The organism is Streptomyces sp. NPDC001599 (genome assembly GCF_042893535.1).
GTDB lineage: Bacteria > Actinomycetota > Actinomycetes > Streptomycetales > Streptomycetaceae > Streptomyces.
Genome location: NZ_JBIAVA010000011.1, coordinates 16,868 through 39,555, shown reverse-complemented (window position 1 = coordinate 39,555; position 22,688 = coordinate 16,868). Strand labels below are relative to the sequence as shown.

Here is a 22,688-nt window from a genome sequence, read left to right as displayed (position 1 = left end):
CCCGCCGGGAGTAGTCCCGCCGGACGCAGGACGGCTGTGCGGGGGCCGCGGGGCTACCCCTCCGTGCACTTCGGCAGGTCGGCGGTCTTCCCGGAACGGATGTCCTTGAGCGCGCCGAGGGCGTCGTCGATGGTGTCGACCTTCACGAGGGTGAGCCCGTCGGGGGTGTCCTCGGCGGCCGCCGCGCAGTTGTCCGCGGGCGTCAGGAAGTACTGGGCGCCCTTGTCGTGCGCGCCGATGGTCTTCATGCCGATGCCGCCGATCGGGCCGACCTTGCCGTTGTCGTCGATCGTCCCGGTGCCGGCGACGAACTTGCCGCCGGTGAGATCACCGGGGGTGAGCTTGTCGTAGATGCCGAGGGCGAACATCAGACCGGCGCTCGGGCCGCCGACGTCGGCCAGCTTGATGTCGATCTCGAACGGGAACGTGTGGTCGGTTCCGGCGGAGATCCCGACGACGGCCCGCTTCTCGCCCGCGTCGTCGGAGGTCTCGGTGGTGATCGTGACCTGCTGCGTCTTCGTCGGCGTCCGGCCCTCCTTCTCCGCGGCGGCCTGCTCCTTGGCGGGCACGATCGTGAAGACGGCGTCCTCGCCCGGCTCGTGCTTGGTCACCAGTTCGGCGACGTCCGCGGGCTTCTTGACGGTCGTGCCGTCCACGGCCTTGATCACGTCACCGGCGTGCAGTCGGCCCTGCGACGGGGAGTCCTTGACGACGGTGGAGACGACCACCCAGGACTTCACCGGGATGTCCAGCGCCTTCAGGGCGGCGACCTTCGCGCTCTCCTGGGACTGGCTGAACTCCTCCGCGTTCTCCTGGGTGGCCTCTTCCTCGGTCTTGCCGTCCGGGTAGAGGGTCTCGTGCGGCACCACGCTGTTGTCGTGCGCCAGCCAGCCGTAGACGGCCTCCACGAGGTTCATCCGGTACTCGGCGCTGGTGACGCGGACGGTGGTCATGTTCAGATGACCGCTCGCCTCGTAGGTCTTGTGACCGGAGATCTGGAGCACCGGCTCGCCGTCGTGGTCCCCGAGGGTGTTCACCGTCGGCCCGGGTGACATCTCCGAGTACGGCACGGGGATGAAAACACCCGCGCACAGGAGCGCGATCAGCATCAGGGTGGAGGCGAGCATCGTCGCGGTGCGGCGTGGCATGGCACGACAGTACGGGACGCGGCTGTCGGAACACCGTCAGGGCGGTCGGCGCCGGACGGACCGCCTGACGACCGTCGGGCGGCCGTCAGGCACCCGTGCGGGGCTTCTCCATGGCCTCACGGAACCGGGCGTAGCCGTCCAGCTCGGGGCCGTCGCTCCGTGCCCTGCGGGTCCGGTTGGCCCAGCTTCCCCACAGGCCCGCACCGACAGCGGCCACCAGTGGAATCAGCAACCAGGCAAGCGCTCCCATGCCGACCTCCCAACCCCATGAGCGTCCGCGACTGACTGATCAGCAGATTAACCATTCGCAGTGACAACGCTCACGCCGGGGGGCGGGTTACGCAACCGGAGGTACGGTCACGGACCTACGCGCCCACCCACTCCTCGGTGCCGTCGGAGAACGTCTGGTGCTTCCAGATGGGCACCTCGTGCTTGAGGTCGTCGATGAGTTTCCGGCAGGCGTCGAAGGCCTCGCCCCGGTGCGGGCAGGACACGGCGACGACCACCGCGAGGTCCCCGACCTCCAGGTCACCCACACGGTGCAGTGCCGCCAGCGCCCGTACGGGGTACTCCGCGACGACCTTCTCGGCGATCCGGCGCATCTCCGCCTCGGCGCTCGGGTGGCACGAGTACCCGAGCCGGTCGACGTCGGTGCCGCCGTCGTGGTTGCGCACGGTCCCCACGAACAGGGCGGTGCCTCCCGACGCCTCGTCCCCGACCGCGCGGAAGACCTCGTCCACGGTCAGGGGCGTCTCGCGGATGCCGATCAGCTTGACGGGGTCCGCTGCGGCCCGTTCACCGGGGTGGTCGTTCGTGGTTGCCATACGCCCATCGTGCCCCACGCCGCGGACGGCGTGGAATAGCGTGATCGCCCCGCACGCGCGCGTGCGGCGTTGGAGTCTCCTACAGAGGCAGCTGCCACCCGGGATTCTCCTCAGATGCGGCGCCGGGCCTTGCGCGCGCGACGCACCACCGCGGCCGCGCCCAGCAGCGCCACCGTCGCGCCCGCGGCGCCGGCTGCCGTCGCGTCCTTGCGCCCGAGCCGCCGGCCGGCGACCGTGTGCCGACCCGAGACCTCCTCGAGCAGCTCCGCCAGGACCTCCTCGTTCGTGTGCTTGGGGCGCCATCCGGCGTCGTGCAGGCGGCTGCCGCTGACGACCCAGGGATACATCGTGTAGGCCAGATCCCCGGCCGGGGAGGGCGTCAGGCCGATCCGGTGCAGCCGGGCCGCCGCGCCGAGCGCGACCGCGGAGGGCAGCTCCATGCGCCGGATGCCGCTGAGCTCCTCGACCTCCTCCTGCTCCAGCCAGCCGTCGCAGCCGACGGCCAGCTCTCCGTCGGCCTTCTCCAGGACGGCGTACTCCAGGGCACTGCACAGGTCGTCAACGTGGCAGAACTGCCAGGCGGGCCGCGATCCGGCCACAACCAGCAGCCGGGGCGACTCGAAATACCTGGTCAGCGCGGTGTCCATGCCCCCGACCAGCACGGCGGGCCGCACCACGGTGACGTTCAGGCCGGGGTGGGCCCGGGGCGCGCGCCGCGCGAGCCGCTCGATCTCCAGCAGGTCTCCGACGCCCGTGGCCTCGGCCGTGGCCCGCAGCTCGGCGTCCTCGGACAGCGGCAGCTCGTTGTCCGGCAGGGCGCCGTAGACCATCGCGGAGGTGCACAGCACCACCCGGTGCACGCCGGCCGCCGCGGCGGCGGTCAGGACGGTCTGCGTCCCCCGGACGTTGTAAGCCGTACGGGCGGCCGCGTCGGTCTCCAGGTCGAGGTCGAGCGCCAGGTGCACCACGACGTCCGCACCACGCAGTTTCTCGGCGATGGCCGGGTCCCGTACGTCCAGGATCTGCCACTCGGCCGCCTCGCACCCGCCGCGCCGCTCGTCGATGGCCACGACCTGTCTGACCTCGTCGGACGCGGCGAGACGTGCGGTGAGCAGCGCCCCCACCCCGGACGCGGCACCGGTGACCGCGACGACGGGTCCGCGCGCGCCGGGGCGGGCGGAGCTGGTTGACTGGTTTCGCGCTGCGCGAACCTGCGGATCTGGGGAACTCACCGGGCGTCTCCAGAGGTTGTCTTCAGTACGAGCGCGAGCGACGCGTGCGTACCAGGTGGCATCCATCCTGCCGCAGGCCGTCAGTCGGCGAAGCACCGAGGCCCGATCGGCTTCGGGTGTCTACGCTGGGTGGTGAAGTCGGGCAGCCGTGCCGCCGGAAAGAACCGGCGGCCCTACCAGCCGAGGAACCCCGTGAGTGACACCCCATTCGGATTCGGCCTTCCGCCGGAGGAGCCGGACGACGGCGACGAGGGCAAGAAGAAGGACCAGCAGAGCGGCGGTGGTCAGGGACCGGCCAACCCGTTCGGTTTCGGGATGTCCGGAGCCGGAGGCCTGGGCGGCCCCGGCGCGGACAACCCGTTCGCTGCCATGTTCGGTTCCATGAACCCCAACGACCTGGGCGCCGCGTTCCAGCAGCTGGGCCAGATGCTCTCCTACGAGGGCGGCCCGGTGAACTGGGACATGGCCAAGCAGATCGCCCGCCAGACGGTCTCCCAGGGCACGCCGGACGGCCGCAAGGACGCCAGCGTCGGTCCCGCCGAGCGCAATGCCGTCCAGGAGGCGGTGCGCCTGGCCGACCTGTGGCTGGACGACGCGACGGCCCTGCCGTCCGGCGCGGGTACCGCCGTGGCGTGGAGCCGCGCGGAGTGGGTCGAGGCGACCCTGCCCGCCTGGCGCGAGCTGGTCGACCCGGTCGCCGAGCGCGTCGGCAACGCCATGGGCGACGTGCTGCCGGAGGAGATGCAGGCCATGGCCGGCCCGCTGATCGGCATGATGCGGTCCATGGGCGGCGCCATGTTCGGCACGCAGATCGGGCAGGCCGTCGGCGTGCTCGCCGGCGAGGTCGTCGGCTCGACCGACGTGGGTCTGCCGCTCGGCCCGGCGGGCAAGGCCGCGCTGCTGCCGGCGAACATCGAGTCGTTCGGCAAGGACCTCGGCGTGCCCCAGGAGGAGGTGCGGCTGTATCTGGCGCTGCGCGAGGCCGCCCACCAGCGCCTCTTCGCGCACGTGCCGTGGCTGCGCTCGCACCTTTTCGGCGCCGTCGACGGCTACGCCCGTGGGATCAAGGTCGACACGGCCAAGCTGGAGGACGTGGTCGGCCAGTTCGACCCGCAGAACCCGGAGCAGTTGCAGGAGGCTCTCCAGCAGGGCATGTTCCAGCCGGAGGACACTCCGGAGCAGAAGGCGGCCCTGGCCCGGCTGGAGACCGCTCTCGCGCTCGTCGAGGGCTGGGTGGACGCGGTGGTGCACACCGCCGCGAAGCCGCGCCTGTCCTCCGCCGACGCGCTGCGCGAGACGCTGCGCCGCCGTCGCGCCTCGGGCGGTCCCGCCGAGCAGACGTTCGCGACGCTGATCGGTCTCGAGCTGCGCCCGCGCCGGCTGCGCGACGCCTCCCGCCTGTGGGCGTCCCTGACGGACGCGCACGGTGTCGACGGCCGGGACGGGCTGTGGGCCCACCCGGACATGCTGCCGACCGCGACCGACCTGGACGACCCGGACGGCTTCGTGCACCGTGAGCAGCTCGACTTCTCCGAGCTGGACAAGATGCTCGGCGAGGCGGCGGGCAAGCCCGACCTGAAGAAGAAGGACGAGGGCGACCGGGGCGAGAACCGGTCCGACGACCAGGACAAGCCCAAGGGCGACGACGGCGAGTGAGCCTCCACGACGACGCGGTCCTGGTCCTGAAGGCGTACGAGGGCCAGGACGAGCTGCGACAGGTCTACCTGGACCATCTCGCGACGCACCCGGACGGGATGTGGAAGGCGTGCGCCGACGGACACGTCACGGCGAGCGCCTTGGTGATCGATCCGTCGCGCGAGCGGGTCCTGCTCACCCTGCACAAGAAGTTGCGCATGTGGCTGCAGATGGGCGGTCACTGCGAACCGGTCGACGAGACGCTGGCCCGGGCGGCCCTGCGCGAGGGCACGGAGGAGTCGGGCATCGCCGGGCTGACGCTGCTTCCGGGCGGTCCCGTGCGGCTGGACCGCCACCACACGCCCTGCGCCTGGCACCTGGACGTGCAGTACGCGGCCCTGGCTCCCGAGGGGGCCGTGGAGGCGATCAGCGACGAGTCGCTCGACCTGCGCTGGTTCCCCTACGCCGAGGTCGCGGACGTGGCCGACGACTCGGTCGTACGCCTGCTGGAGGCGACCCGCGCCCGCCTGTGACCGGTAAGGGGTGACCGCCTTGGCGATCACCCCTTACCGGACAGTGGCTGCCGGGCGGCTCAGCTCCAGACGTTGCCCTGGTTCTGACCGCGGGCCCCGTGCTGCCCCATGCCGTACTGCGCGGCGAGTCCCTGCCCGACCTGGGCGTTCTGCGGCGGCAGCAGCTCGCTGGGCTGGACGAGCGCGAAGCCGCTGCCCATGAAGCTCAGCTCCCAGCCCTCGCCGGTGTTCCCGCGGCGCCGCCACACCCCGGAGGAGTGCGTCTGGGCCTGCATCTGCACGCGCAGACCGGTGGACCAGGCGACGATCGCGTCGGCGTCGCAGTTGACGTACTTGTCGGGTGTCACCTGCATGAACAGCGGCGAGCCCGAGGTCATCAGGGCGACCTTGCCCCGGCCGGTGATGTTGAGCTGGTACTTCCCCGAGCCGGAGATGCCGTAGAGGCTGTCCACCGCGATGACCTCGTGGTGCAGGTTCGAGTCCATCGCGAGCACGTAGCTGCTGTCGACGGTGAGGCCGTCCTGGTCGACGTCCACCACGTGCACGCACTGGGCGAGGTTGGAGAAGTAGACCGTGCCCTGCCCGTGGCAGCGCATCAGGTCCAGTCCCTCGCCGGTGTGCGCACGCGCGCGCGACTGGTTGTTGCTCTGGTACTCGGCGTCGAACTCGACGAGCCCCTGGTAGGCGACCATCGTGCCCTTGCGGGCGAGCACGTCGTCGTGGCCCGTCAGGGCGACACGGAGCATGTGCTTGTTCTGCAGGCTCCAGGCTTCCTGGGTCTGCTGGTCGTTGTAGGCGAAAATCGGGCTCTGCATGATGTTCTGGCTCCCCCTCAGCCCCGGACCCGGAGGCGGTCGGTGCTGTCCTCGCTGGGCTGGACGACGACGATGCCCTGACCGGAGAAGGCCATCTGGAAGGCCTCGCCGCTGCCGCGGCCGATCAGCGACTGCGCCTTGAAGCTGCGCTTGCCCTTCACCTTGAGGTTCGGGGACCAGGCCACGAGCGCGTCGGGGTCGACGTAGGTCTCGTCCTCGCCGCCGCCGCAGTCGACCACGATCGGCTTGCCGCGGGAGGTGAGCGCGACCCAGCCCTGCCCGGAGATCTTCGTGTTCCACAGGCCCTGCCCGGCGAACTTCGCCAGGCCCTTGACCCGCTCCACGCCCCACGTCAGGTGCGCGTCGAAGGCGAGCAGGTTGGTGGCGTTGACGGAGATCCCGTCGCCGTTGAGGTTGATCACGACGACGTTGGCACCGTAGTCGGCGAGGTAGAGCAGCCCGTCGCCGGAGCACTTCATCAGGGGCGCGCCCTCCCCGGTCATCCAGTCCTTGGCGATCTGGCGGACGGCCGGCGGGTTCGGCTCGTACTGGACGAAGCCCTCGTAGGCGGTCATCGAGCCCACGCGCGCGAGGAGGTCGTTTCCGGTCTGCATGGCGACCTTCAGCATGTGGTTGCCGTGGTTCTCCATGCGGGCGCCGGCGGGTGCGGGAGCGTAGCCCGCGAGCGGCTGGTTCATGTCGGGCTCTCCCTCAGATCTCGTACGGCTGGACGACGACGAAGCTGCCGGGTGCGGCCCGGAACTGCAGGTTGACGCTCTCGCCGGTGTCGCCCGCGTAGGAGTTGCGGCGCATCCGCACCTGGCTGGAGACGACCACCTGGGCGGCGGCGGACCAGGCGACCACGGCGTTGCAGTCGGCGAAGGTCGTGGGCGTGACCGGCAGCACCACGGGCACACCGCGCGTCTTGACGACGATCGTGCCGGTGCCCTGGAACTGCATCGTGAACAGCGCGCCGCCCGGGATGCCGTGGCCCTCGATGCGGCGGACCTCGTACTGGAGGCTCTCGTCGAAGGCCAGGACGTTCTCCGCGGAGACGCACACGGCGTCGCCCTGGAGCTCGATGGGGTGGAGCATCGCGGAGTTCTCCGCGAGGAACACCTGTCCCTTGCCGGTGCAGCGCATCAGCTGCATCTCCTGGCCGGTGGCGTTGCCCACGACCCGGCCCGCGAATCCGGCGCCCTTGTAGCTGAAGTCGACCTTGCCCTGGTAGAGCACCATGCTGCCCTGCCGGGCGAGGACGGGCTGGCCCTCCGCGCCGAGGTCGACGCGGACCAGCTTCTTGTTCTGCTGGGTCCAGCGCTGGCCGGTCGGGGTCTCCCGGAACTGCTGGAGCGCCGCGGTCACACCGGCGCCCTGCGGCGCACCCTGGGGCATGCCCTGCGGAGGCTGCTGGCCGTAGCCGGGCGGGGGCGTCGGCTGGCCGTAGCCCGCGGGCGGGCCGGGCTGCTGCCCGTAGCCGGGAGGCGCGGTCGGCTGCCCGTAGCCGGGCGGCGGGGCCGGGGCCTGGGGGGCTTGCGGGTGGCCGTATCCGGGCGGCGGCGGGGCGGTCTGGCCGGGTACCTGGCCGTAGGGCGGCTGCTGACCGGGCTGGCCCGGCTGGCCGTACGGCGCGGGCGCCGGGGCGGGGGGCGGCACCGGGGCACCGCCGGGCGGCGTGTTCATGGGCGCGACGATGGTCTGCGCGGCGTGCACGTCCGGCCCGGGCGCCGGGGCGGGAGCCGGTGGCGGCGTCGCGGCGGGCGGCGGGGCGAAGCCCTGCGGTGCGGGCTGCGGCACCGGAGGGGCGGGGGCCGCGGGAGCCGGGGCGGCGGGCGCGCCGAAGGCCGGCGGCGCTGCGGCCTGGGCCGGCGGGGCGAAGCCCGGGGCGGCACCGGCCTGCGGCTGCGGGGCCTGCTGCGGCGCGGGAGCCTCTTCCTCGGCCACCTCACCGCCGAAGTTCCTCAGCAGCGCGTCGAGACCGCCGTCGAAGCCCTGCCCGACGGCGGCGAAGCGCCACACGTCCTTCAGGTAGAAGTCACCCAGCATCACGGCGCGCTCGGTGGAGAACTCCGAACCGCTGAACGGGTACCGGGCCACCTCCTCGCCGCCCGCGACGATCCGGATGTATCCGGGCCCCACCTGCGACATCTGCCCCGCGCCGTCGATCGTCGCGGTGAAGGACAGCTTCTGGATCTGCTGCGGGATCCTGTCGAGGGTGACCCGGAAGGACTCGGTGTCACCCGCCTGCGCACCCAGGAGCTGGATGGACTCCTCGGGGGTCTTCGGTTGGTTGAAGAACACGAAGTACCGGTCGTCCGACAACCGCTCGTCGGCGTCGAGACCGAAGCAGCTGATGTCGAAGCTCAGCCCGGGGCCGGAGATCTGCACACCTACGTACAGATCCGTGCCCGAGGTGAGGTCACTGATCCTGGCCTTGTGGCCGCGTTGAAATTCCCTGGCCATGCGTTACGACCGTCCCCCATCCGAATGTGAGTGCGTCGCGACAGGCTAACGGCAAACACCGACACCGGAGGACGTCGGTACAGACCCGGTACGAAACGCGTGCGCGACCGTGTCGGACCCCCTTCGGGGCCGCGCGGACTACTCGCCGCGGGCTCCGGGCACGTGCGGCAGCCGGTCCGCGGCGACCACACCCTCCAGGTAGCCCCTGGCGCGCTCGGTCCGCGGATACGCCTCCAGGAGCCGCCAGAAGCGGGGCCCGTGCCCCGGGACCAGCAGGTGCGCCAGCTCGTGCAGAAGGACGTAGTCGACGACGTACTCGGGCATGCCCTGAAGGCGGTGCGACAGCCGGATGCTTCCCTCGGACGGCGTGCACGAGCCCCAGCGGGTGTTCTGGTTGGTGACCCAGCGGACCGAGGTGGGCCGGGCCCGGCCCTCGAAGTACTGTCCCGACAGACGCTCGGCGCGCTCGGCCAGCTCGGCGTCGCCCAGCACGCGCTTGCTCTCCTGGGCGGCCAGCTTGTCCAGCATGACGCTCACCCAGCGTTGCTCCTCGGCCTCGGACATCCGGGCCGGGATCAGCACGACGGTGCGATCGCCCTCCCGGTACGCGGAGACCGTCCGGCGTCGCCGGGTGCTTCTGCGCACCTCGATCGCGCTCGTCCCCGGGCCGCTCGGCAGTGGATTCGTCGGTGTGCGCGGGGGTGCCCCGGCGCGGTGCAGTGGGTCGGCGGACACGCCACGACGTTACCCGCTGCACACGGGGAAGTCCCGGCTCCGGGACGCATCGGTGCCGATCCGCCACTCGTCCTGGGAGACGGGCGGCTGATTCGTACGACGAATACCCACCGCCTGTGGACAACTTTCGACGCCCCTCCGCGCATCCGGGCATGCTGGCACTCGCCGGCGGATCCGCGACCGACGGCGGGGCCGCACACGGACAACGCGAGACATACGGGGGACCTGGCATGCATCCGATGGTGAAACCCGCGCTCAGGCGCGGCTGGCGCGACCTGAACACCGTGCAGTTCGGAATGACACCGGCGCACGCGCTGACACTGGCACCGGTGGACACGGCGACGGGCAGCTTCCTCGAACTGCTCAACGGCACCCGCGGCCCGGCGCTCCTTCGCGAGGCGGGGCACCGCATGGACCTGCCGGACGGGCACGTCGACCGGGTCGTGGAGCGACTGGCGCAGGCCGGTCTGCTCGACGACTCCCGGGGCGGCGGGCCGGCCGCCGACGAGCTGCGGGCGAAGAAGGAGGTCCTCGACCGACTCCGCCCCGATCTGGCCTCGCTGTCCCTGACGACCTCGGAACCGGGCGACGCGATCAGACACCTGGCCGCCCGACGCGCCCTACGGGTGGGTGTGAGGGGGGCGGGACGGGTGGGCGCGGTGCTGGCCGGCCTGCTGTCGGGCGCGGGCGTCGGGGAGATCGACGTGCGCGACGGGGGACGCGTCGAGCCGTGGGACGTCGCTCCGGGCGGCCTGCCCGCCGAGTCGGTCGGCGACCGCCGGGACGAGACGGCCCGCCGCCTGGTGCGCCGTGCCGCCCCCGACCGGCCTGCCCGCCGAGGCCCGACGACGCCGCCCGAGGAAGACGCCCCGGGCCTCTCCCTGGTGATCGTCGCCCCGCGCGACGACGTCGCGGTGCACACGCCCGACCCCACCGCCGCGGAATCCCTGATGGCCTCCGGCACACCCCACCTCTACGCCGGTGTCGTGGAGGGAACCGGTGTCGTCGGCCCCCTGGTCCTGCCCGGCGAGACCGGGTGCGCCGGCTGCCTGTACGCGGACCGCACGGACCGGGACCCCGCCTGGCCGCGACTGGTGGCCCAGTGGCGCTCCGGGCCGCAGCGCCGGGTACCGCCCTGTGACCTCGCCCTCGCGACGATCGTCGCCGGGTTCGCGGCGGCTCAGGCGCTCGCCTTCCTGGACGGCCGGACGCCCTCCGGCGCCGGAGCCCGCTGGGAGGTCTCGCTGCCCGGCCTGCGGTGGCACCTGCGGCCGGTCCGGCCACACCCCGCGTGCTCCTGCGGGGCGGCCCGGAAAGGTAAGCAGGAACACATCCCCGAGGACGGGGGGTGGCGCGCGACAATGGCGGGGCAAGGGCCGTCAGCGGAAGTACGCCACGAGGCGGAACCGGAACGGCCGGCTGGGACTTGGAGGGCGCATGTCTGATCTTCCGCGCAAGGCGGTCACCCGGACCGCCAAGCTCGCCGCGCTCCCGCTCGGCTTCGCCGGGCGGGCCACCTGGGGGCTGGGCAAGCGAATCGTCGGCGAGTCCGCGGAGATCGTCGGCCAGCAGTTGCAGCAGCGCACCGCGGAGCAGCTGTTCAAGGTGCTGGGCGAGCTCAAGGGCGGGGCGATGAAGTTCGGGCAGGCCCTGTCCGTCTTCGAGTCGGCACTGCCCGAGGAGGTCGCCGGCCCCTATCGTGCGGCGCTGACCAAGCTGCAGGAGGCGGCGCCGCCGATGCCGACGCGCACGGTGCACTCCGTGCTGGCGGAGCGGCTCGGTGAGGACTGGCAGGACCTCTTCCTGGAGTTCGAGGACAAGCCCGCCGCGGCCGCCTCGATCGGTCAGGTGCACCGGGGGGTGTGGCACGACGGCCGCGAGGTGGCGGTCAAGGTGCAGTACCCGGGCGCAGGCGAGGCACTGCTGTCCGACCTGAACCAGCTCAGCCGCTTCGCCCGCCTGCTCGGCCCGCTGGTCCCCGGCATGGACATCAAGCCGCTGATCACTGAGCTGAAGGACCGGGTCTCGGAGGAGCTGGACTACGACCTGGAGGCGCAGGCCCAGCGGACGCATGCCGAGGTCTTCGAGGACGACCCGGACATCGTGGTGCCGGACGTCGTCCACCAGTGCGAGCAGGTGCTGATCACCGAGTGGATCGACGGCATCCCGATGTCGGAGATCATCTCGAACGGCACGCAGGAGCAGCGCGACCGGGCAGGTCAGTTGCTGGCCCACTTCCTGTTCTCCGGTCCCGCACGCACCGGGCTCCTGCACGCCGATCCGCATCCCGGCAACTTCCGGCTGCTGCCCGGCGGGCCCGAGGGCGAGGACGACTGGCGCCTGGGCGTTCTGGACTTCGGCACGGTCGACCGCCTTCCGGGCGGTCTGCCCGAACCCATCGGCGAGGCCCTGCGCATGACGCTGGACGGCGAGGCGGAGGCCGTCTACGAGATGCTGTGCACGGAGGGCTTCGTCAAGGAGTCGATAGAGCTGGACCCCGACGCCGTTCTCGACTACCTGCTTCCGATCATCGAGCCGGCCAGGGTCGACGCGTTCACCTTCACCCGCGGCTGGATGCGCAGCCAGGCCGCCCGCATCGGTGATCCCCGCTCCCCCGCCTACCAGCTGGCCAAGCAGCTCAACCTGCCGCCCGCGTATCTCCTGATCCACCGCGTGACCCTGAGCACCATCGGCGTGCTCTGCCAGCTGGGGGCCACGGTCCGGCTGCGCGACGAACTGGAGGAGTGGCTGGTCGGTTTCGTCGCGGAGGACGAGACCGAGGCCGAAGAGGCCGAAGGAGAGGACGAGGACGTGTACGAGGTGGAGGGGACGGCCGCGGAGGCCTGATCCACCGATCCACCGGAGCCGAACACGCCGTGGGGGCCGGTCCGTTCGGACGGACCGGCCCCCACGGGCGGAGCTTCGTCTCCCGTCGGGAGACCACTGCTTCAGGTGTGTCGGCTACTGCATGACCGCCATGGCCAGCGCACGCCGGGCGCGCATCGAGGCGCGCTCCGCCCGGCGCTGCATCCGGCGAGCGGTCGCCAGGCGCAGCGCCCGGCGTTCCTGCTCGGCCTCATGCAGGCGGTCGTGCATATGCGCACGCGCCAGGGCTTCTGGGATGAGTTGCATTTCACGGGTCCTGTTCTGACGCGAGTCCTTCGCGTCACTGGTGGTGAAGTCTTCAGGCGTGGTGCCTGCGATGTCGTGGGTGGACGGCTTCATCGGGGCCTGCTTCTGGGGGTCGTACGTGAGGGGGCGGTCGATCGTTCCTGCGGTGTTCATGCCGAAACCGGGTTCTTGCGCGGGCGACCACGGGGCCGCTTCCGGGCGACGACGACACCCTGGACGAACAGCTCGCCACCCCAGACGCCCCAGGGCTCACGCCGCTCCTTGGCACCGGCGAGGCAGGCCTCGATCAGCGGGCAGGTGCGGCAGAGGGACTTGGCGTACTCCACGTCCGCCGGCGACTCGGCGAAGAAGACCTCCGGGTCGTAGGAGCGGCAGGGGACGGGTACGCCGAGGTTCTCGATGGCGTCGTCGAGCGCGGTGAGCGCGGTGAGCGGGGTCAAGGTGGAGTCCTCCGTGGAACAGGGCTTGGGGATCGTGTCGGAAGGCGGTACGGACGGGGCGTGCGCTTCGAGTTGCACGGGTGGTCTTCCTCGTCTGTTCGTTCCGGCCGGTTGACCGGGTGGCGGCTTGGTACCGGGTTCTTTACTTGTCCCGAGGCTCCTTCGTGCTGTCGCCCCCGTTCGGGGACAAACAGAAGGGCCGCGGATCCCGGGTGGGGTTCCGCGGCCCTGAAGGCGCCGGCCTGATCGGCGATCAGGCTGGATCACTCCAGGGTTCTGGCCCACGGAAGGCCCACATCAGGTGGTGCTGCGTCGTCTGCTTCCGGAATCCGGCACCGGTCGCGGTAAAGGCATAGGCCTGCGCCTGTGCCGTTACTGCTGCTTCCAGTGCCTTGGTCGGTCGCTCATTGCGCTCCCGGACGGGAAGGCCCGCGGGAGCAGCAGCGGCGGCAGCCGGACGCACGGCACGAATGCCGGACAGACCGGTGCCCGAGTGAGAAGCGCCGAGCGTGCACAGGGAGACGGCCGAGCGATCGGTCATTTTGGCGGTGGAGCTGACGACGAAGCTGCTGTTGATGCTGATCACTGGACTCGCCTCCTCTCGGCGTCTCGGGGGACTGGGACGAACCAGTCCGCGGATATGCAAGTACAACACGGATTCAGGGCCTCCGGGAAGGCCGCTGCTCCCGTGACCAAGAACCTATGGGGATTCCCGGGGCATGCGCAAACTATTTTTTCGACGAGTTTGTATCAGTCGTCCTCGTCAAGCCCCACACCTTCCTGGCCTGCGCAGATGGCCAGGACGTCGGCCCCGTATCGATTGAGCTTGCGCATCCCGACCCCCGGGATCCGGGCCAGCTCCCGCTCGTCCTCCGGTACGGACTCGGCGATCGCCATCAGCGTCTTGTCGGTGAAGACGCAGAACGCGGGCTGTCCGCTGCGCCCCGCCTGCACCGCGCGCCACTCACGCAACCGCTCGTAGACGCCCTCGTCCATGTCCGACGGGCAGCCCTCGCAGCGCATCAGCTTCATCTCACCGGCATCGGTGAGCGTGCGTCCGCAGACCCGGCAGCGGGCCGGCGTCCGCTGGGTCCGTCTCGGCGCGGCGGCCGCGCCACCACTGCCGCCGCCTCGGAACCCGCGCTCCACGCCCCCGGCACCCCCGGCGGCCGCCTGCCCGCCCGCCGTGCCCGAACCGGGCCGCAGCCCCTTCAGAAAGCGGCTGGGCCTGCGGCTCGGCCGGCCGCCGGGCGACCGGGCCAGCGCCCAGGACAGGTGCAGGCGTTCACGCGCGCGGGTGACACCGACGTAGAGAAGGCGGCGTTCCTCCTCGATCTGCTCGTCCGTCTTTGCGTAGGTGATCGGCATCATGCCCTCGGCCACGCCGACCAGGAACACGACGTCCCACTCCAGGCCCTTGGCCGAGTGCAGGGAGGCGAGGGTGACGCCCTGCACCGTCGGGGCGTGCTGGGCGCCCGCGCGCTCGTCGAGTTCCACGACGAGGTCGCTCAGCGTGGCTCCCGCTCTGGCGGCGGCGAAGTCCTGGGCCAGTCCGACCAGGGCGGCCAGCGACTCCCACCGCTCCCGGACGGCGCCCGACCCGGCCGGAGGCTCGGTCGTCCAGCCCTCTCCGGACAGCACCGCGCGCACCTGCGAGGGCAGGTCGACGACGTCGTCGAGGAGGGAGTCGTTGCCGCCGAAGCGGGCGGCGGCCCGCAGGGCACTGCCGGCCTTGCGCACCTCGGGCCGGTCGAAGAAGCGCTCCGCACCCCGCAACTGGTACGGGACCCCGGCGTCGGCGAGGGACTGCTCATAGGTCTCCGACTGGGAGTTGGTCCGGAAGAGGACCGCGATCTCGGCTGCCGGAACACCCGAGTCGATCAGCTCGCGGATGCGGCGCGCGGCGCCCTCGGCCTCGGCCGGTTCGTCGGTGTACTCGGCGTAGACCGGCTCGGAGCCCGCGGGCCGCTGCGAGACCAGCTCCAGGCGGTGATCGGCGGCCCGGCCCCGGGCCTGGGCGAGCAGGCCGTTGGCGAGGTGGACGACCTGGGGGGTGGACCGGTAGTCGCGAACCAGCTTGACGACGGTGGCGCCGGGATGGCGGACGCGGAAGTCGAGGAGATGGTCGGGGGTTGCTCCCGTGAACGAGTAGATCGTCTGACTGGCGTCGCCGACCACGCACAGGTCGTCGCGGTCCCCGAGCCACAGCTCCAGCAGACGCTGCTGGAGGGGGCTGACGTCCTGGTACTCGTCGACCACGAAGTGCTGGTACTGGGCGCGGACCTGCTCGGCGACGTCGTGCCGGTCCTGGAGGACGGCCACCGTCAGCAGCAGCACGTCCTCGAAGTCGATGACGGAGCGCGCGCGCTTGAGGTCCTCGTAAGCGGCGTACAGCTGCGCGATCTCCGCCGGGTCGCGGGGGGCCTCACGGCCGGCCTTGGCAGCCGCCGGGGCGTAGTCGGCGGGCACCGTCTGGGTCACCTTGGACCACTCGATCTCCGCGGTGACGTCGCGCAGCTCGCCCCGGTCGAGGCGGATACGGCAGGCGGCGGCCGCGTCGGCGACGAGCTGGATCTTGCGGTCGACGAGCCTGGGCAGGGAGCCGCCGATCGCTTTCGGCCAGAAGTACTGGAGTTGCCGCAGCGCCGCCGAGTGGAAGGTGCGGGCCTGCACACCGGAGGCGCCGAGCTGGCGCAGCCGGCCGCGCATCTCGCCGGCCGCACGGTTGGTGAAGGTCACGGCGAGCACGCTGGAGGGCTGGAGGATCCCGGCGCGCACCCCGTAGGCGATGCGGTGGGTGATCGCGCGGGTCTTGCCCGTACCGGCTCCCGCCAGCACGCACACCGGGCCGCGCAGGGCGGTCGCCACCTCGCGCTGCTCGGGGTCGAGCCCTTCGAGCACCGCGTCGGCCGATTCCGGTACCTGCGGGAAGAGGGTGGAGTGCGTTGCTGCTGTCACACCGCCATGCTGCCAGGTCTCGCGGGACGGGTGAGTCGGTTGTCCACAGGCACGCACCGACAGTCATATCAATGCGACAGGCATCACGTAGTGGGAATGCGCGACGGGAATGGCCGTGCGGCCGCGGACGTTCCCCTCCTGCGACCTCATCCCCGAGCCGCCGCTTTCCGAGTCGCCGAAGGAGCACGAGAGACATGCCGGGCACTGTGACGATGTACAGCACCACGTGGTGCGGCTACTGCCGTCGGCTGAAGAGCCAGATGGACCGCGAGGGCATCGCGTACACCGAGGTCAACATCGAGCAGGACCCGGAGTCGGCCGCGTTCGTGGAGAAGGCGAATGGCGGAAACCAGACGGTGCCCACCGTGCTCTTCCCCGACGGCTCCACTCTGACGAACCCGTCGCTGGCGCAGGTGAAGCAGAAGATCGGCGCCTAGCCGGTCGGCCGGACGGCACGAAGAGCCGGACGGCACGAAGAGCCGGACGGCACGAAGAGCCGGACGGCACGAAGAGCCGGACGGCACGAAGAGCCGGACGGCACGAAGAGAGGGGCGGCCCTCCCCCGACGGGGACGGCCGCCCCTCTCTTGGCGTCAACGGGGTCCGGGCTCAGAAGGCGCTGCGCGTCGGCAGTGGCCTGCCGTACCAGAGCTCGATGAGGCGGGCCGCGATCGAGATGCCGTAGGGCGGCAGGACCTCGCCGGACTCGAAGGCGGCGCCCAGCTCCTCGCGGGAGAACCAGCGGGCCTCGTGGATCTCGTCGCCGTCGACGTTGATCTCGGTCGAGGTGGCGTGGGCCATGAATCCGAGCATCAGGCTGGACGGGAAGGGCCACGGCTGGCTCGCGACGTACTCGACCGGGCCGACGGTGACGCCGACCTCCTCCTGGACCTCGCGGCGCACCGACTGCTCGATGGACTCGCCGGGCTCCACGAAACCGGCGAGGGTCGAGAAGCGCCCCTCGGGCCAGTGCACCTGGCGGCCGAGCAGGATGCGGTCCTCGCCGTCCGTGACCGCCATGATCACCGCGGGGTCGGTGCGCGGGTAGTGCTCGGCGCCGCAGGCGGGGCAACGCCGGATGTGGCCGGCCGCGGCGATGACGGTGCGTTCTCCGCAGCGGGAGCAGAACCGGTGCAGGCGCTGCCAGTTCTCCAGGGCGACCGCGTGGGCCATCAGCCCGGCGTCGCGGGGGGACAGGAGCAGGCCGGCCTCGCGCAGGCCCGCGGGACGGGCGGACTGGTCCATGCGGCCGGGCAGGGAGTCCTTCTGCAGGGCGAAGTAGCTGGTCCCGTCCTCGTCGGTGCCCAGGAAGTAGCGATGTGCCTCGGTGAGCGGGGCCTCGAAGGAGGGGGTCATGACGAGTTCGGTGGCCCCGTCGGGCGTCTCGTCGATCAGGACCTGGCCGCCGGAGACCACGAAGCAGCGCGTCGAGGGGTGACTCCACGCCGCCGCGAGCCAGGCCTCGTCGAGGCGGTGGTGGGCGGCGCGGTCGATGCCGCTGGGGGCGGTGAGCGAGATGGGACGGTCGGCGGTGTGGTCGGTCCAGGTGGTCACGGGTGCTTCCAACTCCCCCGGTGAGCGGTTCGGTTCGGCAGGCGGTTTCGGCGGTTCGTACGGCGGGTGGTGACCGGGTCCGGGAGGGCTCGGCGGTACGTGGCGGCGTTTCCAGTGTGCCGCGCGCGCTGCCGGTCGGGCCCCGGGACCGTGCACGGCGCTCAGGGCGCGTGACGCCAGTGCTCCCCCAGGTCGCCCCAGAGGTGGGCGGAGGTTTCGACACCCTTGAGGAGCAGGTCCAGTTCCACCTTCTCGTCGGGGGCGTGCCAGCCGTCCGACGGAACGGAGATGCCGAGGAAGAGCACCGGAGCGCCGAGAACCTCCTGGAGGTCGGCGGCCGGTCCTGAGCCGCCCTCGCGGGTGAAGCGGACCGGTTTGCCGAAGGCCCGTCCCATCGCGCGGACCACGGACTGCAGCGCCGGGTGGTCCAGCGGCGTCAGGCACGGGCGGGTGGCGGAGCCGAAGACGACCTCGCAGCGGATGCCCGCGGGGACCTGCTCGCCGGCCCAGGCGTGGACGGCCTTCTCCACCTGATCGGGGTCCTGGCCCGCGACCAGGCGGAAGGAGAGCTTCACCATGGCGGAGGACGGGATGATCGTCTTGCTGCCGGGGCCCTGGTAGCCGCCGCCGATGCCGTTGACCTCGGCGGTGGGGCGGGCCCAGATGCGCTCCAGGGTGGTGTGTCCGGCTTCGCCGTGGGCGGCGTACGACTTGGCCGTGCGCAGCCACTGCCGCTCGTCGAAGGGCAGCTCGGCGAAGAGCTCGCGCTCCCGGTCGGTGAGGTCGGCCACTCCGTCGTAGAAGCCGGGTATCGCCACGCGCGCGTGCTCGTCGTGCAGGGCGGCCACGAGGCGTGCGACCGCGGTGGCCGGGTTGGGGACCGCGCCGCCGAAGGAGCCCGAGTGGATGTCCTGGTCGGGGCCGTGCAGCCGGATCTCGCACTCGGCGAGGCCTCGCATGCCGGTGCAGACGGTGGGGGTGTCCTCGGACCACATGCCGGTGTCGGAGACGACGACCGCGTCGGCGGTGAGCCGCTCGGCGCGCTCCTCGACGAGGGCACGGAAGTGCGGGGAGCCTGATTCCTCCTCGCCCTCGATCAGCAGTTTGAGGTTCACCGCGGGAGCCGTACGGCCGGTGGCGGCGAGGTGGGCGCGGACACCGAGTGTGTGGAAGAACACCTGCCCCTTGTCGTCGGCCGCCCCGCGCGCGTAGAGGCGGTTCTCGCGGACGACGGGATCGAAGGGCTCGCTGTTCCAGCCGTCCTCGCGGGCGGCGGGCTGCACGTCGTGGTGGCCGTAGACGAGGACCGTCGGTGCCTGCGGGTCCCCGGAGGGCCACTCGGCGAACACGGCGGGGGCGCCCAGGGTCGGCCAGACCTCCGTGGTCGGGAAGCCGGTCTCCTTCAGCTTGGCGGCGAGCCAGTCGGCGCTGCGGCGCACATCGGTCGCGTGGTCGGGCTGGGCCGACACGGACGGGATGCGCAGCCATTCGACGAGGTCGTCGAGGAAGGCGGCGCGGTGCTGCTCGATGTACGTGCGGACAGCGCTGACAGCATTGTCAACGGGGTGGCTCATGCTTACGAGCCTATCGGCCCGCGCGGACACCCCGGTCGTGCGGTTCGTCACCGACCGGCTCGGCCAGCAGCAGCTTCTCCAGCGCCGCGCGGTCCGGCAGCCCCTCGGGCCGTACGACCTCGCCGGTGCGTACGTACAGGAAGGCGGCCGTCACCGAGGCGGGCGGTACGTGCTGCTGTTCGGCCCAGGCGATGCGGTAGAGCGCGAGCTGGAGCGGGTCGGCGGTGGCGGCGCGGTTGGTCTTCCAGTCGACGATCTCGTACGTCGCGGTGTCGCCGTCGCCCTCCTTGTAGACGGCGTCGATGCGGCCGCGTACGACCCGCCCGGCGAGCGAGAGCTGGAACGGCGCCTCCACACGGAACGGTGTGCGGCGGGCGTACTCGGTGCGCTCGAAGGCGTCCTTCAGGAACTCCAGGTCGTGGTCGTCGGCGATCTCGGCGTCGCCGCCGGGCAGCTCCTCCGGTTCGAGCAGGGGCAGGGTCAGCGGTTCGAACCGGGCCTCCACCCAGGCGTGGAATCGGGTCCCCCGGCGGGCGGCGGGCTGGGGCGGGCGGGGCATGGGCCGGGCCAGCTCCTGGGCGAACCCGTCCGGGTCGGCGGCCAGGCTCAGCAGCTGGGAGGCGGTCAGGGACGCCGGGAGGGGCACGTCGGTGACGCTCTCGCGGGCGCGCAGGAGCTCTCCGGTGAGCGCGTCGAGGTCGCGGTCCCAGGAGGCGACGGTGCGGGCCTCTTCCGGTGTGAGGCGAGCGGGGGCGGGGACGGGTGCGGTGCCCGGAGGCTGTGCGGGCGGCGGAGCCTGGTGCGGGACGGTGGGCCCGTCCTGCGGGGCGGCAGGGCTCTCCGGCGTGGTGGGGGGCTCCTGCGCGGCGGCGGGGCGGTCCGTGGTCCAGGTGTCCCAGTCGGCGGGGTCCCCGGCCCAGTCGGGCTCCGCTTCTTCCGGGAGCTCCCCGTCTTCCGGGAGTTCCTCGTCGTCCTCCGGGGGCGGCGGCCAGTCCGGGTCCTCGTAGGTGGCGGGGGCGGAGGGGGGACCGCCTTCCTGGGCGGCGAGCCCGTCCAGGTGCGCGAGGACCGTCTCGGCCGCGGCCCGGCGCCGGGCGAGTGCCGCGTCGTCCAGGGGCAGGGGCCAGACCTCGTCGGCGGTCGCCCGGTGCAGGGCGGGGTTCTCCTCGTCCTCCGCGGGTTCGTCCGCCCAGACCTCGATCTCGCCGTGTCCGGCCGCGCAGTGCTCGTACAGGGCCGTGAGGAAGTCGGACGGTCCGCGGGGCTTCTTCTGGCTGGGCCCCCACCAGTGGCCGGAGCCGAGGAGCAGGGTGCGGGGGCGGGTGAAGGTGACGTAGCCGAGGCGTAGCTCCTCGGTGTGCTGGTGGTCCTTCATGGCCTCGTGGAAGGCCTTCAGACCGCGGGAGTCCCAGGAGGCGACGTCGGGCAGGGTCTCGGCGTCGCCGCGCAGGCCGTGCGGCAGCACCTTGCCCTGGGCGGTCCACTTCTCCCGGCCCTGACCGCTGGGGAAGGTGCCGGTGACGAGGCCGGGCACGGCGACGACGTCCCACTCGAGGCCCTTGGACTTGTGCGCCGTGAGTACCTTGACGGTGTTCTCCCCGCCGGGCAGCGCGTTGTCCAGGCCCTTCTCGTACTGCGCGGCAGTGCGCAGGAAGCCCAGGAAGGCGAGCAGGGTGGCCCCGCCGTCACCCGCGGCGAAGGACGCGGCGACGTCGAGGAAGTTCGACAGGGTCTCGCGGCGGCGGGCCGCAAGGGCGTGCGGGGACGCCGACAGCTCGACCTCCAGGCCGGTGACGGCGAGGACGCGGTGCAGGACGTCCATGAGCGGGTCGGACAAGGCCCGGCGCAGCTCGCGCAGCTCGGTGGCGAGCCGGGCGAACCGCACGCGCGCGTCCGCCGAGAAGGGCAGCCCGTCGTCGTCCCCGGTGCCGTCCAGCGGCGTCTCCAGGAAGGTGTCCAGGGCGTCCGCGAGCGATATCACCTCGGACGGGTCCACCCCCTCGACGGCCTCGGCGAGCCTCCGGTCGGGGTCGTCGTCGCCCTCCACACGCGCGTGGCTCACCAGCAGCCGGGCGCGGCGGCCCAGGAGGGCGAGGTCGCGCGGGCCGATGCGCCAGCGCGGGCCGGAGAGCAGCCGGACCAGGGACGCGTTGGCGCCCGGGTCCTGGAGAACTTCGCAGACGGCGACCAGGTCGGCCACCTCGGGCAGGTGCAGCAGCCCGGACAGGCCCACGACCTCCACGGGGACGTCACGGGCCACCAGCGCGCCCTGGATCTGGGCGAAGTCGGTCGCCGTGCGGCACAGGACGGCGATCTCCCCGGGCGCCTTGCCGGTGCGCACGAGGTGGGCGACGGAGTCGGCGATCCAGTCGATCTCCTCGGCGTGGGTGCGCAGCAGGGCGCAGCGGACCATGCCGTCGCGTTCGGCGCCCGGGGCGGGGCGCAGGGCCTCCACGCCCGCGTGCATGGCGCGCAGGGGCTCGGCGAGGCCGTTGGCGAGGTCGAGGAGGCGGCCGCCGCTGCGGCGGTTCTCGCTGAGCGCCTGGCGGGCCGCGGGCCGTCCGTCCGCGTGGGCGAAGTGTTCGGGGAAGTCGTCGAGGTTGGCGACGGAGGCGCCGCGCCAGCCGTAGATCGCCTGGCAGGGGTCGCCCACGGCGGTCACGGGATGGCCGGTGCCGTCGCCGAACAGGCCCGCCAGGAGGATGCGCTGGGCCACGGAGGTGTCCTGGTACTCGTCCAGCAGCACGACCCGGTACTCGTCGCGCAGGATGCGGCCCACCTCGGGGAGTCCGGCGAGTTGCGCGGACAGGGCGATCTGGTCGCCGAAGTCGAGCAGGTCCTGCCGGCGTTTGGCGGCCCGGTAGCGGATCACCAGGTCGGCCAGTTCGCGGCGGGCGGCGGCGGCCTCGGGGACCTTGCGCAGGTCGGCGTTGCTGAGCCGGACGCCGTCCAGGGTGTCCAGGAGGCCGGCGTCCCAGGCGCGCAGGTCCTCGGGGCGTACGAGGTGCTCGGCGAGTTCGGCGTCGAGGGCGAGGAGGTCGCTCACCAGGTCCGCGAAGGACCGGGTGAGCGCCGGGTAGGGCCCGGGGGCCTCGCGCAGGACCCTCGCGGCGAGCTGGTAGCGGGTGGCGTCGGCGAGCAGGCGGGAGGTCGGCTCAAGGCCGAGGCGCAGACCGTGGTCGGTCAGGAGACGGCCCGCGAAGGCGTGGTACGTCGAGATCGCGGGCTCGCCCGGCGGGTGGTCCGGGTCGATCACGTCCGGGTCGGTCACGCCCGCTCTGATCAGGGCCGTACGGACGCGTTCGGCGAGTTCGCCGGCCGCCTTGTTGGTGAAGGTGAGCCCGAGGACCTGTTCCGGGGCGACCTGGCCGGTGCCGACGAGCCACACCACGCGTGCGGCCATCACCGTCGTCTTGCCGGACCCGGCTCCGGCCACGATCACCTGCGGCGCGGGCGGCGCGATGATGCAGGCCGTCTGCTCGGGGGTGAAGGGGATGCCGAGGAGCTCCTTGAGCTGCTCGGGATCGGTGATGTGGGCGGGCACGTCAGAGAGGCTAGCGGCGGCCACTGACAGCGGGGGCCCGATGTCCTCCCGGGCCGAAGGGAAGCGCAGGTCAGCCCGTGTGGTGCGACGTGTCACACCGAC

General features: G+C 72.1%; 20 protein-coding genes. 5 read left to right on the top strand and 15 right to left on the bottom strand.

Features of this window, described 5'->3' with window-relative positions:
* Positions 1–53: 53 nt before the first annotated feature.
* From ACFYZ3_RS26170 to ACFYZ3_RS26155, 4 genes are all read right to left on the bottom strand, one after another.
* Positions 54–1,148, bottom strand: coding sequence for a PDZ domain-containing protein (locus tag ACFYZ3_RS26170; RefSeq protein ID WP_388522333.1), 1,095 nt, complete (start codon positions 1,146–1,148; stop codon positions 54–56).
* An 85-nt stretch (positions 1,149–1,233) separates the two neighbouring features.
* The gene (locus ACFYZ3_RS26165) at positions 1,234–1,398 is read right to left on the bottom strand and encodes a hypothetical protein (RefSeq protein ID WP_003973774.1); all 165 of its coding nucleotides are present in this window, start codon (positions 1,396–1,398) and stop codon (positions 1,234–1,236) included.
* 115 nt (positions 1,399–1,513) lie between these two features.
* A complete protein-coding gene (locus ACFYZ3_RS26160) occupies positions 1,514–1,972 on the bottom strand; it encodes a molybdenum cofactor biosynthesis protein MoaE (RefSeq protein WP_388522329.1) in 459 nt (152 codons plus the stop codon).
* A 110-nt stretch (positions 1,973–2,082) separates the two neighbouring features.
* The gene (locus ACFYZ3_RS26155) at positions 2,083–3,204 is read right to left on the bottom strand and encodes an SDR family oxidoreductase (RefSeq protein WP_030400681.1); all 1,122 of its coding nucleotides are present in this window, start codon (positions 3,202–3,204) and stop codon (positions 2,083–2,085) included.
* Positions 3,205–3,396: 192 nt separating this feature from the next.
* Here ACFYZ3_RS26155 and ACFYZ3_RS26150 point away from each other — a divergent pair, with 192 nt between their 5' ends.
* Both ACFYZ3_RS26150 and ACFYZ3_RS26145 read left to right on the top strand, forming a co-directional pair.
* Positions 3,397–4,860 carry a zinc-dependent metalloprotease gene (locus ACFYZ3_RS26150; protein ID WP_356856613.1) on the top strand — a complete coding sequence of 488 codons (1,464 nt, stop codon included), beginning with the start codon at positions 3,397–3,399 and terminating at the stop codon, positions 4,858–4,860.
* Positions 4,857–5,372 carry an NUDIX hydrolase gene (locus ACFYZ3_RS26145; RefSeq protein WP_388522326.1) on the top strand — a complete coding sequence of 172 codons (516 nt, stop codon included), beginning with the start codon at positions 4,857–4,859 and terminating at the stop codon, positions 5,370–5,372. Before ACFYZ3_RS26150 ends, ACFYZ3_RS26145 begins: the two co-directional genes overlap by 4 nt.
* Positions 5,373–5,431: 59 nt before the next feature.
* On the opposite strand, the gene ACFYZ3_RS26140 is transcribed toward ACFYZ3_RS26145, so the two are convergent.
* The 4 genes from ACFYZ3_RS26140 to ACFYZ3_RS26125 all read right to left on the bottom strand — a co-directional run bounded on the left by ACFYZ3_RS26140 (position 5,432) and on the right by ACFYZ3_RS26125 (position 9,385).
* A complete protein-coding gene (locus ACFYZ3_RS26140) occupies positions 5,432–6,187 on the bottom strand; it encodes an AIM24 family protein (protein ID WP_388522323.1) in 756 nt (251 codons plus the stop codon).
* 17 nt (positions 6,188–6,204) lie between these two features.
* On the bottom strand, positions 6,205–6,885 hold the full coding sequence (locus ACFYZ3_RS26135; RefSeq protein WP_003973780.1) for an AIM24 family protein: 681 nt from the start codon (positions 6,883–6,885) through the stop codon (positions 6,205–6,207).
* 13 nt (positions 6,886–6,898) lie between these two features.
* Positions 6,899–8,650, bottom strand: a complete 1,752-nt coding sequence (locus ACFYZ3_RS26130) for a TerD family protein (protein ID WP_388522320.1) — start codon at positions 8,648–8,650, stop codon at positions 6,899–6,901.
* 138 nt (positions 8,651–8,788) lie between these two features.
* On the bottom strand, positions 8,789–9,385 hold the full coding sequence (locus ACFYZ3_RS26125) for a M48 family metallopeptidase (RefSeq protein ID WP_388522317.1): 597 nt from the start codon (positions 9,383–9,385) through the stop codon (positions 8,789–8,791).
* A 230-nt stretch (positions 9,386–9,615) separates the two neighbouring features.
* Between ACFYZ3_RS26125 and ACFYZ3_RS26120 the strand changes: the two genes are divergently transcribed.
* On the top strand, positions 9,616–10,830 hold the full coding sequence (locus tag ACFYZ3_RS26120) for a TOMM precursor leader peptide-binding protein (RefSeq protein WP_388522314.1): 1,215 nt from the start codon (positions 9,616–9,618) through the stop codon (positions 10,828–10,830).
* Positions 10,823–12,232, top strand: a complete 1,410-nt coding sequence (locus ACFYZ3_RS26115) for an ABC1 kinase family protein (protein ID WP_388522311.1) — start codon at positions 10,823–10,825, stop codon at positions 12,230–12,232. The genes ACFYZ3_RS26120 and ACFYZ3_RS26115 overlap by 8 nt, the downstream gene beginning before the upstream one ends.
* 114 nt (positions 12,233–12,346) lie before the next feature.
* Here ACFYZ3_RS26115 and ACFYZ3_RS26110 read toward each other — a convergent pair whose 3' ends face one another.
* The 4 genes from ACFYZ3_RS26110 to ACFYZ3_RS26095 form a co-directional block, all read right to left on the bottom strand.
* Positions 12,347–12,670, bottom strand: a complete 324-nt coding sequence (locus ACFYZ3_RS26110; RefSeq protein WP_115744098.1) for a hypothetical protein — start codon at positions 12,668–12,670, stop codon at positions 12,347–12,349.
* On the bottom strand, positions 12,667–13,035 hold the full coding sequence (locus ACFYZ3_RS26105) for a WhiB family transcriptional regulator (protein WP_003973786.1): 369 nt from the start codon (positions 13,033–13,035) through the stop codon (positions 12,667–12,669). The genes ACFYZ3_RS26110 and ACFYZ3_RS26105 overlap by 4 nt, the downstream gene beginning before the upstream one ends.
* A 175-nt stretch (positions 13,036–13,210) precedes the next feature.
* Positions 13,211–13,543: a hypothetical protein gene (locus ACFYZ3_RS26100; RefSeq protein WP_388522310.1), complete on the bottom strand. Its 333-nt coding sequence runs from the start codon at positions 13,541–13,543 to the stop codon at positions 13,211–13,213.
* Positions 13,544–13,707: 164 nt separating this feature from the next.
* On the bottom strand, positions 13,708–15,915 hold the full coding sequence (locus ACFYZ3_RS26095; RefSeq protein ID WP_388522307.1) for an ATP-dependent DNA helicase UvrD2: 2,208 nt from the start codon (positions 15,913–15,915) through the stop codon (positions 13,708–13,710).
* Positions 15,916–16,109: 194 nt separating this feature from the next.
* Between ACFYZ3_RS26095 and ACFYZ3_RS26090 the strand changes: the two genes are divergently transcribed.
* Positions 16,110–16,352 carry a mycoredoxin gene (locus ACFYZ3_RS26090; protein ID WP_030400692.1) on the top strand — a complete coding sequence of 81 codons (243 nt, stop codon included), beginning with the start codon at positions 16,110–16,112 and terminating at the stop codon, positions 16,350–16,352.
* A gap of 171 nt (positions 16,353–16,523) precedes the next feature.
* Here the strand turns inward: ACFYZ3_RS26090 and nudC are convergent, their stop codons facing one another.
* The 3 genes from nudC to ACFYZ3_RS26075 all read right to left on the bottom strand — a co-directional run bounded on the left by nudC (position 16,524) and on the right by ACFYZ3_RS26075 (position 22,586).
* Positions 16,524–17,468, bottom strand: a complete 945-nt coding sequence (nudC, locus tag ACFYZ3_RS26085; RefSeq protein ID WP_388522304.1) for an NAD(+) diphosphatase — start codon at positions 17,466–17,468, stop codon at positions 16,524–16,526.
* A gap of 161 nt (positions 17,469–17,629) precedes the next feature.
* Positions 17,630–19,042, bottom strand: a complete 1,413-nt coding sequence (locus ACFYZ3_RS26080) for a dipeptidase (protein WP_388522301.1) — start codon at positions 19,040–19,042, stop codon at positions 17,630–17,632.
* A 10-nt stretch (positions 19,043–19,052) separates the two neighbouring features.
* A complete protein-coding gene (locus tag ACFYZ3_RS26075; protein WP_388522298.1) occupies positions 19,053–22,586 on the bottom strand; it encodes a UvrD-helicase domain-containing protein in 3,534 nt (1,177 codons plus the stop codon).
* Positions 22,587–22,688: the final 102 nt, after the last annotated feature.